General features: G+C 71.6%; 11 protein-coding genes. 1 reads left to right on the top strand and 10 read right to left on the bottom strand.

Annotated elements, in window-relative coordinates; genetic code table 11:
• Positions 1 to 49: 49 nt before the first annotated feature.
• From ACIPJI_RS11085 to ACIPJI_RS11040, 10 genes are all read right to left on the bottom strand, one after another.
• Positions 50 to 337: a hypothetical protein gene (locus tag ACIPJI_RS11085; protein WP_356621121.1), complete on the bottom strand. Its 288-nt coding sequence runs from the start codon at positions 335 to 337 to the stop codon at positions 50 to 52.
• A gap of 186 nt (positions 338 to 523) precedes the next feature.
• Positions 524 to 2,035 (bottom strand): Asp-tRNA(Asn)/Glu-tRNA(Gln) amidotransferase subunit GatB, encoded by a 1,512-nt coding sequence (gatB, locus tag ACIPJI_RS11080; protein WP_402245679.1) that lies wholly within the window; start codon positions 2,033 to 2,035, stop codon positions 524 to 526.
• 16 nt (positions 2,036 to 2,051) lie between these two features.
• Positions 2,052 to 2,294, bottom strand: a complete 243-nt coding sequence (locus ACIPJI_RS11075; protein ID WP_307708430.1) for a hypothetical protein — start codon at positions 2,292 to 2,294, stop codon at positions 2,052 to 2,054.
• Positions 2,291 to 3,787 (bottom strand): Asp-tRNA(Asn)/Glu-tRNA(Gln) amidotransferase subunit GatA, encoded by a 1,497-nt coding sequence (gene gatA / locus ACIPJI_RS11070; RefSeq protein ID WP_356621119.1) that lies wholly within the window; start codon positions 3,785 to 3,787, stop codon positions 2,291 to 2,293. The genes ACIPJI_RS11075 and gatA overlap by 4 nt, the downstream gene beginning before the upstream one ends.
• A 5-nt stretch (positions 3,788 to 3,792) precedes the next feature.
• Positions 3,793 to 4,089 (bottom strand): Asp-tRNA(Asn)/Glu-tRNA(Gln) amidotransferase subunit GatC, encoded by a 297-nt coding sequence (gatC, locus tag ACIPJI_RS11065; protein WP_005311569.1) that lies wholly within the window; start codon positions 4,087 to 4,089, stop codon positions 3,793 to 3,795.
• A gap of 433 nt (positions 4,090 to 4,522) precedes the next feature.
• Entirely contained in the window at positions 4,523 to 6,655 is a 2,133-nt protein-coding gene (locus tag ACIPJI_RS11060; protein ID WP_402245677.1) for a putative bifunctional diguanylate cyclase/phosphodiesterase, read from the bottom strand.
• Between the two features lie 309 nt (positions 6,656 to 6,964).
• A complete protein-coding gene (gene ligA / locus ACIPJI_RS11055) occupies positions 6,965 to 9,148 on the bottom strand; it encodes an NAD-dependent DNA ligase LigA (RefSeq protein ID WP_402245675.1) in 2,184 nt (727 codons plus the stop codon).
• 30 nt (positions 9,149 to 9,178) lie between these two features.
• Positions 9,179 to 10,192: a methionine synthase gene (locus tag ACIPJI_RS11050; RefSeq protein ID WP_307708426.1), complete on the bottom strand. Its 1,014-nt coding sequence runs from the start codon at positions 10,190 to 10,192 to the stop codon at positions 9,179 to 9,181.
• Between the two features lie 25 nt (positions 10,193 to 10,217).
• Entirely contained in the window at positions 10,218 to 10,916 is a 699-nt protein-coding gene (locus tag ACIPJI_RS11045) for an SDR family oxidoreductase (RefSeq protein WP_307708425.1), read from the bottom strand.
• A 7-nt stretch (positions 10,917 to 10,923) separates the two neighbouring features.
• Entirely contained in the window at positions 10,924 to 11,463 is a 540-nt protein-coding gene (locus ACIPJI_RS11040) for a TIGR00730 family Rossman fold protein (protein WP_307708424.1), read from the bottom strand.
• 101 nt (positions 11,464 to 11,564) lie between these two features.
• Here ACIPJI_RS11040 and ACIPJI_RS11035 point away from each other — a divergent pair, with 101 nt between their 5' ends.
• Positions 11,565 to 12,353 carry an alpha/beta fold hydrolase gene (locus ACIPJI_RS11035; RefSeq protein WP_356621116.1) on the top strand — a complete coding sequence of 263 codons (789 nt, stop codon included), beginning with the start codon at positions 11,565 to 11,567 and terminating at the stop codon, positions 12,351 to 12,353.
• Positions 12,354 to 12,417: the final 64 nt, after the last annotated feature.

Here is a 12,417-nt window from a genome sequence, read left to right as displayed (position 1 = left end):
CGCACGTCCGCCCGCTGCCGTCCGGCCGCCGGCGCCGGCCGCCGGGCTGCTAGGCGCTGAGCAGCCCCACCACGGGCGCGGCCTGGCTGGTGAGCGGGTCCAGCTCACCGGGCACCTCGGCCAGCCGGTTGAGACCGGAGAGCTGCTCGGAGGTGCTCGGCATCTGTCCGCGCTGCTCCGGTGCGACGGAGCTCTCGGTGAGGGTGTCGACCGTGTCCATGACGGACAGCGTTCCGACGGGGAGTTGGGGGGAGGCGGCGGTCGCGGCGGGGGCCGCGAGCGCGGAGGCGCCGGTGGCGAGGGCGAGAGCGGCGAGTACACGATGTGCTTTGGTCATGTGGTGACAACGGCCCGGCTCCCTGATCGGTAACGCGGATTCGCGCCCGACGGCGGATGCCGCCGCCATGACCACGAAGGCTGCCGCGACGCCGAACTCCGCGCCCCGCACACGACGTGGGCGCCGGGAGCACGGAAGGGCGGCACGCACCCGTGGTGCGCGCCGCCCTCGCCGTGCGTACAGCCGTCAGCCCTCGGTGACGCCCAGCTTCTGAAGGATCAGTTCCTTCACCCTGGCCGCGTCCGCCTGGCCGCGGGTGGTCTTCATGACCGCGCCCACGAGCGCTCCCGCCGCCGCGACCTTGCCGCCGCGGATCTTGTCCGCGATCGCCGCGTTGGCCGCGATGGCCTCGTCGACGGCCGCGCCGAGCGCGCCCTCGTCCGAGACGACCTTCAGGCCGCGCTTGTCCACGACGGTGTCCGGGTCGCCCTCGCCCGCGAGCACGCCCTCGATTACCTGGCGCGCCAGCTTGTCGTTGAGCGAGCCCTCCTTGACCAGTGCGGTCACCCGGGCGACCTGCGCCGGAGTGATCGGCAGCTCGTCCAAAGCCTTGCCCGACTCGTTGGCGCTGCGGGCCAGTTCGCCCATCCACCACTTGCGGGCCTGGTCGGCCGGTGCGCCCGCCTCGATCGTGGCGACGATCAGGTCGACCGCGCCGGCGTTGAGGATCGACTGCATGTCGTGCTCGGAGACGCCCCACTCCTCACGGAGGCGGTTGCGCCGAAGACGCGGCAGCTCCGGCAGGGTGGCGCGCAGCTCCTCGACCCACTCGCGCGTGGGCGCGACCGGGACCAGGTCGGGCTCGGGGAAGTAGCGGTAGTCCTCCGCCTCCTCCTTGACCCGGCCGGACGTCGTGGAGCCGTCGTCCTCGTGGAAGTGCCGGGTCTCCTGCACGATGGTGCCGCCGGACGAGAGCACCGCGGCGTGCCGCTGGATCTCGTACCTGGCCGCACGCTCCACGCTGCGCAGCGAGTTGACGTTCTTCGTCTCGGAGCGGGTACCGAACTTCTCGGTGCCGTTCGGGCGCAGCGACAGGTTCACGTCGCAGCGCATCTGGCCCATCTCCATGCGGGCCTCGGACACGCCGAGGGCCCTGATGAGCTCGCGCAGCTCGGCGACGTACGCCTTGGCGACCTCGGGAGCCCGCGCGCCGGCGCCCTCGATCGGCTTGGTGACGATCTCGATCAGCGGGATGCCGGCCCGGTTGTAGTCGAGCAGGGAGTGGGACGCGCCGTGGATACGGCCGGTGGCACCGCCGACGTGGGTCGACTTGCCGGTGTCCTCCTCCATGTGGGCGCGCTCGATCTCCACGCGGAAGACCTCGCCGTCCTCGAGCTGGACGTCCAGATAGCCGTTGAAGGCGATCGGCTCGTCGTACTGCGAGGTCTGGAAGTTCTTCGGCATGTCCGGATAGAAGTAGTTCTTCCGGGCGAAGCGGCACCACTCGGCGATCTCGCAGTGCAGCGCGAGGCCGATCTTGACGGCAGACTCGACGGCGACCGCGTTGACGACCGGCAGGGAGCCGGGCATGCCGAGGCAGGTGGGGCAGGTCTGCGAGTTGGGCTCGGCGCCCAGCTCCGTGGAGCATCCGCAGAACATCTTGGTCTTGGTGCCGAGCTCGACATGGACCTCGAGGCCCATGACGGGGTCGTAGGACGCGAGGGCGTCCTCGTACGACACCAGTTCAGTGACGGTCACGATGAAACTTTCCCTCTCAGCCCAGCAGAACGTCGTCGTCGCCGAGCCGCTTCAGCTCGCGGTAGAGGATGGCCAGGCCGGTGACGATGGCGGCGGCGGACACCGCGGCGTCGATCAGCCGCAGCGTGTCGCCGTCCTCGCGGGCCAGCTTGGCCTGCTTGGCGACGCTGATCGCGCCGAACGCGGTGCTGCCGAGCGATACGTACAGCCCGGTCCTGGACTTCTTGAAGTTCTTGGCCTTCTTTGCCATGGCACTCATAGCGACGGAGCCTCCTCGAGCAGCGGGTGCCCCCAGCGTTCCACGAACGCCGCCTCGACGGCTGCACCGACCTTGTACAGACGGTCGTCCTTCATGGCCGGGGCGATGATCTGCAGGCCGACGGGCAGGCCGTCCTCCGGTGCGAGACCGCAGGGCAGCGACATGGCCGCGTTGCCGGCCAGGTTGGTCGGGATGGTGCACAGGTCCGCGAGGTACATCGCCATCGGGTCGTCGGCGCGCTCGCCGATCGGGAAGGCGGTGGTCGGCGTCGTCGGGGAGACGATCACGTCGACCTGCTCGAACGCCTTCTCGAAGTCCCGGGTGATGAGGGTGCGGACCTTCTGCGCGGAGCCGTAGTACGCGTCGTAGTAGCCGGAGCTGAGCGCGTACGTGCCGAGCATGATGCGGCGCTTGACCTCGTCACCGAAGCCGGCCTCGCGGGTGAGCGCGGTGACGTCCTCCGCGGACTTCGTGCCGTCGTCGCCGACCCGCAGGCCGTAACGCATGGCGTCGAAGCGGGCGAGGTTCGAGGAGCACTCGGAGGGCGCGATCAGGTAGTACGCGGAAAGCGCCAGGTCGAAGGACGGGCAGTCCAGCTCGACGATCTCGGCGCCGAGCTCCTTCAGCAGCTCCACCGACTCGTCGAAGCGCTGCACGACGCCGGCCTGGTAGCCCTCGCCGCGGAACTGCTTGACGATGCCGACGCGCATCCCGGCCACGGACCCGTTGCGGGCCGCCTCGACGACCGGCGGGACCGGCGCGTCGATGGACGTCGAGTCGAGCGGGTCGTGCCCGGCGATGACCTCGTGGAGCAGGGCGGCGTCGAGGACGGTACGGGCGCACGGCCCGCCCTGGTCGAGGCTGCTGCTGAACGCGACCATGCCGTACCGCGACACTCCGCCGTACGTGGGCTTGACGCCGACCGTCGCGGTCACGGCGGCGGGCTGACGGATCGAGCCGCCGGTGTCCGTGCCGATGGCGAGCGGCGCCTCGTAGGAGGCGAGCGCGGCACTGGAGCCACCGCCGGAGCCGCCGGGGATACGGGTGAGGTCCCACGGGTTGCCCGTCGGGCCGTACGCGCTGTTCTCGGTCGAGGACCCCATGGCGAACTCGTCCATGTTGGTCTTGCCGAGGATGACGACGTCGGCCGCCTTGAGCCGCTGGGTGACCGTCGCGTCGTACGGCGGGATCCAGCCCTCGAGGATCTTGGAGCCGACCGTGGTGGGGATGCCCTCGGTGGTGAAGATGTCCTTCAGCGCGAGCGGCACACCGGCGAGAGGACCGAGCTTCTCGCCCTTCGCGCGCTTCTCGTCGACGGCGCGGGCCTGCGCGAGGGCGCCCTCGCGGTCGACGTGGAGGAAGGCGTGGACCTTCTCGTCGACGGCCTCGATACGGGCCAGGTGGGCCTGCGTCACCTCGACGGCCGTGAGCTCGCCGGCGGCGATCTTCGCGGCGATCTCGGCGGCGGTGAGCTTGATGATGCTGTCCGACATGGTGATTAGTCCTCCCCCAGGATCTGCGGCACCTTGAAACGCTGCTGCTCCTGGGCCGGGGCGCCGGAGAGCGCCTGCTCGGGGGTGAGCGACGGACGGACCTCGTCCGCGCGCATGACGTTGGTCAGCGGCAGCGGGTGGGAGGTCGGCGGTACGTCTTGGTCGGCGACCTCGGAGACGCGGGCGACCGCGCCGATGATGTCGTCGAGCTGTCCGGCGAAGTGCTCGAGCTCTTCGCCGGACAGCTCCAGACGCGCCAGCCGTGCGAGGTGGGCGACCTCCTCGCGCGTGATGCCAGGCATGCAGCGATCCTCAGGGGTGAGTGTGATGGTTTTGGCCCAATCCTATGGGGCGAGCGCCGCTGACCGTGAAACGGTTTGCGTTCCCCCCTCCCGCCGCACCCATGCGGCCGGGTGGCCGTGAGTGGTACCCCCACCCCGAAACCCGGCCCCGCGCCGGGCCACGCCGCGGCGGCTCACGCCCCTTGCCCCGCTGCGGGGGCCGCGCCGCCCGCGTTCCGTGCCGTGTCGGCCATACCGCCCCCGGCCCGCTCGGTCGCTACGCACACGGGAGCGCCACCGTGACCGAGACGGCCGGGCGTCCGGTGGTCCACAGGACCGAACTGGCCGGCCGGGGGACGCCGGGCACCCCCGGCGGGCCGGCAGCCGCTGCCCGCCAGGGACGGGGCGCGCCGACCGCGGGCCGCCGTCGGGTGGGAACGCCGCCGTCAGCGGGCTACGTCACCGCGCGGCCCGAGGTGCGGTCCGCGCGCGGCTGGGGCGGGGGGATCTCACCGGCCGCCGGGAGGGCCGGGCGGTGCCAGCCGTGCTCCCCACGGGCCAGCAGCCACGCCGTGGCCTCCTGCGGAGGCATCGCCGCGGCGACCAGCCATCCCTGCACCGCGTCGCAGCGCAGGTCCCTCAGCCGCTCCCAGGTCTCGTCGTCCTCGACGCCCTCCGCGACCACCAGCAGGCCGAGCGAGTGGGCGAGGTCCACGGTGCAGCGGACGATCTCCGCGTCCTCGGCGTCGACCGCGAGCCGAGCCACGAAGGAGCGGTCGATCTTCAGCTCGCTGACGGGCAGCCGGCGCAGATGCACCAGTGACGAGTAGCCGGTGCCGAAGTCGTCCAGCGACATCTTCACGCCGTGATCGGCGAGCCCGGCCAGGGTGTCCGCGGCCCGCTGCGGGTCCTCCAGCAGCACGTGTTCCGTTATTTCCAGCTGGAGCGCTCCCGCGGGAACCCCGTGCCGGGCGAGCCTCGCGGCCACGGCCCCGGCGAAGCCGGGTGTGTGGACGTCGCGGGGCGAGACGTTGACGGCGACAGGGACCTCGAGTCCCTGCGCGCGCCATGTGGCGACCTGGGCGAGCGCCGTCTCGAGGACGTACTCGGTCAGGTGCGGCATCAGTCCGGAGGACTCTGCGATGGCGATGAACTCGTCCGGAGGGACCCGCCCCCGCTCGGGGTGGACCCAGCGCACCAGGGCCTCGAGACCGGCGACGTGCCCGTCGAAGCGGACCTTGGGCTGGTAGTGGAGTTCGACGTCTCCGGCGTCCAGCGCGCGCCGCAGGTCGCCGAGGAGACCGAGCCGGTCGGGGGTGTTGCTGTCACGCTTGGACTCGTACACCTCGACGCCTGTCCGGTCGCGCTTGGCCTGGTACATCGCCACGTCCGCGCGGCGCAGCAGCCCTTCGGCGTCCAGCGCGTGGTCGGGGAAGACGGCGAGTCCGGCGCTGGCCTCCAGGACGAGGGTGAGTCCGTCGAGGTCGAGCGGGGAGGACAGTTCGGCCACGAGGTGCCTGGCGATCCGCTGCGCGGACGTCGTGGAGTCGGCGGTGGGCAGCAGCACGGCGAACTCGTCGCCGCCGAGCCGCGCGGCCTCCGCACCGCGAGGAAGAGCGAGCCGGAGCCGTTCGGCGATCTGCAGCAGGAGCCGGTCCCCCGCGAGATGACCGAGTGTGTCGTTGACGGACCGGAAGCGGTCGAGGTCGATCAGGACCAGCGCGGCGCGCGCGCCGCTGCTCTCCGCGTCCTCCAGCGCGGACCATGTGCGCTCCAGCAGCCACTGCCGGTTGGGCAGCCCGGTGAGCGGGTCACGGAGCTGCTCCTCCGCCCTGGCCCTGGCGATCCACAGCGTGGAGTCCAGCGCGATCAGCGGTACGGCGAACAGCGGCAGCAGCAGCGGCATCGCGACGGCGACGACGCAGATCAGCGGCGCTATGCCGACGAGCGCGACGGCGACGAGGCCCTGCCGCAGCAGGGCGGTGCGGGCGACGGTCGGCAGACCGCCGGCCTGCGGTGCCAGCACGTACCAGAGCAGCAGCCGGGTGGCGCCCAGATACGCGGTGGCGGCGAGGATCACCTCGGGCGCGGCCGCGGGCTCCCAGCTGAGCGGGTCCCAGGGCCGCTCGACGGTGGGCACGACATCGAAGAGAGCGAGCGCGAGCGCCGCCGCTCCGATACCGAGGATGTCGACGGCGCCGTGCAACACGCCTTGCCGCCAGCGGTTGCGGCAGGCGGCGCCGACGAGGGCCACGACGGCGAGGGAGACCAGGCCGGCCGCCACCCAGCCGTACAGGAGCAGCGTGGCGAGGGTCAGCGCGGCACCCGATCCCGCGCCGCCCCACCAGCGGTCGCGACCGAGAGCGACGAGATGCCCGACGATGATCCCGGTGAGCACGGCGAGCGACCAGCCGACGGTGGAGCCGGGGAAGAGCGCCTGCCCCTCCTGGAGGGCCCGTACGACTCCGATTCCCAGCACGAGCGCGGCAGTTGCCACGACGGCCGCGGGCAGGCCGGGTTTCCTGCCCACCAGGGCCGCGAGTGCACGCGGCCGTGAGACCGGGGCGGCGCTCTCGGTCGGTTTCATTCCCGTCCCTCTCACAGCCGGCGGTGCCTCGCGATGGCTCCCGTTGTCATGCCACCACGACTGAATCCCACCACGCAGCCGTGCACGACAGGCGCACATTTCAACAGTAGGCCGCGGGAGACCCGCACGGGCAGCGCTCTACAGGTCTTGCCCGAATGCGACCCGACCACCCTTAACCATCTGGTATGCGGTGAACGCGTGACCTGTACTGGGCGTTCCACCGGCGCTCCGGGCGTCCGGATCCTGCCCCTCGTGCCACGGCGGTGCGCCTCACGCGCCCCCGCCGAGCGCCCGTCCGAGCCCCTTTTGTCACGCCTCCTCGGTCACAGCAGCCTCACGAGCCGCCTCCGGTCCCTCTTCGAGGAGGACCGCGAAGCCCGACTCGTCCAGAACCGGCACCTTCAACTGCACGGCCTTGTCGTACTTGGAGCCGGGATTGTCACCGACCACCACGAAGCTCGTCTTCTTCGATACGGAACCGGCCACTTTCGCTCCGAGGCCCTGGAGCGCTTCTTTTGCGCCATCCCTGGTGTGGTTCTCCAGCGTTCCGGTGACGACGACCGTCAGCCCTTCGAGCGGACGCGGCCCCGCGTCCTCCCCCGGGCCGTGCTCCTCCATCCGCACGCCCGCCGCACGCCACTTGCGCAGGATCTCGCGGTGCCAGTCCTCCTCGAACCACTGCTTGAGCGCGGCGGCGATGGTCGGGCCCACGCCGTCGACGGCCGCGAGCTCCTCCTCCGTCGCCTGCTCGATGCGGTCGATGGACCGGAACTCACGGGCGAGCGCCTCGGCGGCGACCGGGCCCACATGACGGATCGACAGTCCCGTGATGATCCGTGCCAGCGGGCGCTCCTTGGCCGCCGCGATGTTCTCCAGCATCGCCACGGCGTTCCTGCGCGGCTCGCCCTTCTGGTTGGCGAACACCGTCGCGATCTTGTCCTCGCCGGTCTTCGGGTCACGCTTGGGAAGGCCGCTGTCCTGGTCGAGGACGTATGCCTTGATGGGCAGCAGCTGCTCCATGGTGAGGTCGAACAGGTCGCCCTCGTCGGCGAGCGGCGGATCCGCGGGCTCCAGCGGCTGGGTGAGCGCCGCGGCGGCGACGTAACCGAAGTGCTCGATGTCGAGGGCCCTGCGTCCCGCCAGGTAGAAGAGCCGCTCCCGCAACTGGGCGGGGCACGAGCGGGCGTTGGGGCAGCGCAGGTCGACGTCGCCCTCCTTCATGGGCCGCAGCGCGGTGCCGCACTCGGGGCACTCGGCCGGCATCACGAACTCCCGCTCGCTGCCGTCCCGCAGATCCACCACCGGGCCGAGGATCTCGGGGATGACGTCACCGGCCTTGCGCAGCACCACCGTGTCGCCGATGAGGACGCCCTTGGCCTTGACCACGTCCTGGTTGTGCAGGGTCGCGAACTCGACCTCCGACCCCGCCACCGTCACCGGCTCGACCTGTGCGTACGGGGTGACGCGGCCGGTGCGGCCGACACCGACGCGGATGTTGACCAGCTTGGTGTTGACCTCTTCCGGCGCGTACTTCCAGGCGATCGCCCAGCGCGGCGCACGCGCGGTCGACCCCAGACGGCCCTGCAGCGGGATCTCGTCGAGCTTGACCACGACCCCGTCGATCTCGTGCTCCACGGAGTGGCGGTGCTCTCCGAAGTAGGCGATGAACTCCCGCACCTCGTCGAGCGAGCCGACCACCTTGTTGTGCCGGGCGGTGGGCAGGCCCCACTCGCGGAGCAGGTCGTACGCCTGGGAGAGCCGGTCGATCGTCAGGCCCGCGCGGGCGCCGATGCCGTGCACCACCATGCGCAGCGGCAGCGTGGCGGTGACCTTGGGGTCCTTCTGGCGCAGTGAACCGGAGGCCGAGTTCCGCGGGTTGGCATAGGGCTGCTCACCGGCTGCCACACGGCGGGCGTTGAGCTCCTGGAACTGCTCCATCGGGAAGTAGACCTCGCCGCGGATCTCCACCAGGTCGGGGATGCGGTCGCCCCCCAGCCGGTCCGGGATACCGGCGATGGTGCGGACGTTCGGAGTGATGTCCTCGCCCACGCGCCCGTCGCCGCGGGTCGCCGCACGGGTCAGCCGGCCCTTCTCGTAGGTGAGGTTGACCGCGAGGCCGTCGACCTTCAGCTCGCACAGGAAGTGGTAGCCGGGGGCGCCGACGTCACGGGCGACGCGCTCGGCCCATGCGGCGAGCTCCGCGTCGTCGAAGGCGTTGTCCAGGGAGAGCATCCGCTCGCGGTGCTCGACCTTGGTGAGCTCGGTCTCGTAGTCCCCCGCGACCTTCTGGGTCGGCGAGTCGGGCGTGCGCAGCTCCGGATAGCGCTCCTCGAGCCCTTCGAGCTCCCGGAGGAGCTTGTCGAACTCCGCGTCGCTGATGACGGGGCTGTCCTTCACGTAGTACCGGAAGCGGTGCTCCTCGATCTGCTCGGACAGGAGCGCGTGCTCCTCCCGTGCCTGGGCGGGCAGGTTCGTCTGCTGTTCGCCGGCCACCGTTTCGTCCTCCCGTTGTCCGTGCACCCGTTACTCAGGGTTGTCCGCGAGGGATCTCGCGGCGCGGACACAGTGGGCGAGCGCCGCCCGGGCGTACGCGGGCGAGGCGCCCGCGAGCCCGCACGTCGGAGTGATCACGATCGACTCGGTGAGAGTCCCCGGATTCAGCCCCAGCCTGCGCCACAGTGTCCGTACACCCTTGACGATATCGGCGCCCACCGACAATCCGGCCGACGCGGCGTCGGTGGAGGGGACGATGCCCGCGAAGAGCTTGGTGCCGCCCTCCACTGCCTCCCCGATGGACTCCTCGTCACGTTCCGTGAGCAGACCGAAATCGAACGAGATTCCCTGCACACCGGCGCGGCGCAGCAGCGCGAACGGCACGTCCGGTGCGCAGGAGTGCACCACCACCGGCCCGTCCGCGGCCGCCATGACCTCCCGCAGCCCGCTCTCGACGACCTGCCGGTCGACGGCACGGTACGTGCGGTAGCCGCTGGCGGTCCTGACCTGCCCGCGCAGCACGGCCGTGAGCGACGGCTCGTCGAGCTGGAGCACGACACGGGCGCCGGGGACGCGGCGGCGCACCTCGGCGAGGTGTTCTCGCAACCCCTCGGCGAGGGAGGCGGCGAGGTCCCGGCAGGCGCCGGGGTCACCGAGCGCGGCCTCGCCGCCGCGCCGCTCGAGGGCGGCGGCGAGCGTCCACGGGCCGACGGCCTGCACCTTCAGCGGCCCCTCGTAGCCCTGGGTGAACTCCTCGAGCGCGTCGAGGTCCTCGCCCATCCAGGAGCGGGCCCTGCGGGTGTCGCGACCGGGCCGGTCGCTGATCCGCCAGCCGCTCGGCTCCACATGGCCGTACATCTCGACCAGCAGGCCGATGGTCCGGCCGATCATGTCGGCGCCCGGCCCCCGGGCGGGCAGTTCCGCCAGGTGGACAAACTCCTCGAAGGACCCGGTGACCGTCCTCGCCGCCTCGCGTGCGTCACCGCCGGGCAGGGAGCCCACGCCGGTCGCGGGGCCCCATCGGAATTCGTTCTTCTCGCTCACCCCGGCAGCGTACGTGCCCCCGCGCTCAGCGCCCCGGCCGCACCGTCAGATCGTTGATCTCCGCGTCGCGCGGCAGGTCCAGCGCGGTCAGGATCGCCGTGGCGACCGACTCGGGGTCGATCCAGCGGGAGGCGTCGTACTCCTTGCCCTCCTGCGAGTGCACCTTGGCCTGCATGGGGCTCGCGGTACGCCCGGGGTAGACGGAGGTGACCCGTACCCCGGCGGCGTGCTCCTCGTGCCGCAGGGAGTCGGCGAGGGCCTTCAGGCCGTGCTTGGAGGCGGCGTACGCGGCCCACTCGGCGTGGGCGGCGAGGCCGGCGCCGGAGTTGACGAAGACCACATGGCCCTGGGCGGCCCGCAGTTGGGGAAGGAACAGCCGGGTCAGTTCGGCGGGCGCGATCAGGTTCACGTTGAGCTGCTGGTGCCATGTCTTCGGACGCAGGTCGCCGACCGGTCCGAGGTCGACGATGCCCGCGATGTGCAGCAGCGAGTCGACGCTCGAAGGCATGGACTGGTGCCCGAGGGCCCAGGAGATCCGGTCGGGGTCCGCCAGGTCGGCGACGAGCGTGCCGGCTCCCGGGTAGCGCGCCTCGAATTCCTTGGCACGGCCCGCGTCGCGCGCGACGAGGACGAGATCGTCGCCCCGCTCGTGCAGACGACGCGCGACGGCCGCGCCGATGCCGGATCCTGCGCCGGTGATCAGATGGGTGGTCATGCCCGCCATGCTCGCACTACTGGATGCCGGCGGACTCTTCGAGGTACGCCATGGCGCCGGCGCCGTCCTCGGCGAAGAACACGAGGTCGGTGAGCGGCACGGGCAGGAAGCCCTCCTCCTCCATCCGCTGGAACTGCTGCTTGAGCCCGTCGTAGAACCCCGCGGCGTTGAGCAGGACGACCGGCTTGGCGTGATGGCCGTGCTTCTTCAGCTCCAGGATCTCGGTCGCCTCGTCGAGCGTCCCGGTGCCACCGACCATGATCACGACGGCGTCGGACTTGGCGAGCAGCAGCGCCTTGCGCTCTGCGAGGTCCTTGGCGATCACCATCTCGTCGGCGTTCGCCCGCGCCTTGGCCTGAAGGAACTCGACGGAGACGCCGACCAGCCGGCCGCCGGCCTCCTGCACACCGTCCGCCACGACCTTCATCAGCCCGCTCTCCGAACCGCCCCACACCAGTGTGTGACCGCCCTTGCCGATGAGCTCGGCGAACTCGCGGGCGGGTCGGGTGTAGCGCTCGTCGAGGTCGGCGGCGGAGAGGAAGACGCAGATGTTCATGCGACCACCGTAAAGGGGGGCACTGACATCTCTTACGGAATTTCCCGCCGGACCGATGAGTTCTCGCGAGCGGCCCGGTCAGCCCTCTCATGGACACCACCATGAGCACGGCTGTGATGAAGGCCGAGTCCGCGGACGGCACCCTCATCGCCTACGAACGGCGAGGCAGCGGACCGGCGTTGGTGCTGGTGGGCGGAGCGCTGTGCACGGCCGCGTCGGACGCGCCGCTGGCGGAACTGCTCGCCCCGCATTTCAGCGTGTTCACGTACGACCGCCGCGGCCGGGGAGCCAGCGGCGACACGGCCCCGTACGCGGTGCAGCGCGAGATCGAGGACCTCGCGGCCGTCATCGGGGCGGCGGGCGGGCACTTTGCCGTCCACGGCACTTCCTCGGGCGCGGCGCTGGCGCTGCGCGCCGCGGCGGCCGGGTTGCCGATCACCCGACTGTCCCTCTATGAACCGCCGTTCGAGACCGACCCGGCGGCCGTGCAGGGCAACACCGAGTACGTCGGCCGGATGACGGCGCTCCTCGCCCAAGGGCGGCGGGGTGACGCGCTCGCCGCTTTCCTGACCGCGCCAGGGATGCCCGAGGAGGCCGTCGCCGGCCTCCGTGCGCTGCCGGCGTGGTCCGACATGGAGGCGCTCGCGCACACCTTGGCGTACGACCACGAGGTGATGGGCGACGGCATGGTGCCCACGGCGCTCCTCGCCTCCGTCACCGCCCGGGTGATGGTGGTCGACGGCGGCGCGAGCCCCACCGGGCTGCGCGACGCCGCCCGCGCGGTGGCGACGGCCCTCCCCCACGGCCGCCACCGCAGCTTGACGGGCCAGACGCACGAAGTGGCCCCGCACGTACTGGCGCCGACGCTGGTCCGGTTCTTCGCCGAGTGACGGCCCGGCCGTGAGGCCCGGTCAGGTCCTCACCACCTCCTGTGGACCGGGGCGTGGCCGGAAG

The organism is Streptomyces sp. NPDC086835, assembly GCF_044745705.1.
GTDB lineage: Bacteria > Actinomycetota > Actinomycetes > Streptomycetales > Streptomycetaceae > Streptomyces.
This window is presented reverse-complemented; position numbering and strand designations above follow the sequence as displayed.

Excerpts from the sequence above, each read along its gene's own strand:
- ACIPJI_RS11075 (WP_307708430.1), bottom strand. The coding sequence starts at position 2,294 with ATGAGTGCCATGGCAAAGAAGGCCAAGAACTTCAAGAAGTCCAGGACC.
- ACIPJI_RS11060 (WP_402245677.1), bottom strand. The coding sequence starts at position 6,655 with ATGAAACCGACCGAGAGCGCCGCCCCGGTCTCACGGCCGCGTGCACTC.
- ACIPJI_RS11035 (WP_356621116.1), top strand. The coding sequence starts at position 11,565 with ATGAGCACGGCTGTGATGAAGGCCGAGTCCGCGGACGGCACCCTCATC.
- ACIPJI_RS11085 (WP_356621121.1), bottom strand. The coding sequence starts at position 337 with ATGACCAAAGCACATCGTGTACTCGCCGCTCTCGCCCTCGCCACCGGC.
- ACIPJI_RS11045 (WP_307708425.1), bottom strand. The coding sequence starts at position 10,916 with ATGGCGGGCATGACCACCCATCTGATCACCGGCGCAGGATCCGGCATC.
- gatC (WP_005311569.1), bottom strand. The coding sequence starts at position 4,089 with ATGCCTGGCATCACGCGCGAGGAGGTCGCCCACCTCGCACGGCTGGCG.
- gatA (WP_356621119.1), bottom strand. The coding sequence starts at position 3,787 with ATGTCGGACAGCATCATCAAGCTCACCGCCGCCGAGATCGCCGCGAAG.
- ACIPJI_RS11040 (WP_307708424.1), bottom strand. The coding sequence starts at position 11,463 with ATGAACATCTGCGTCTTCCTCTCCGCCGCCGACCTCGACGAGCGCTAC.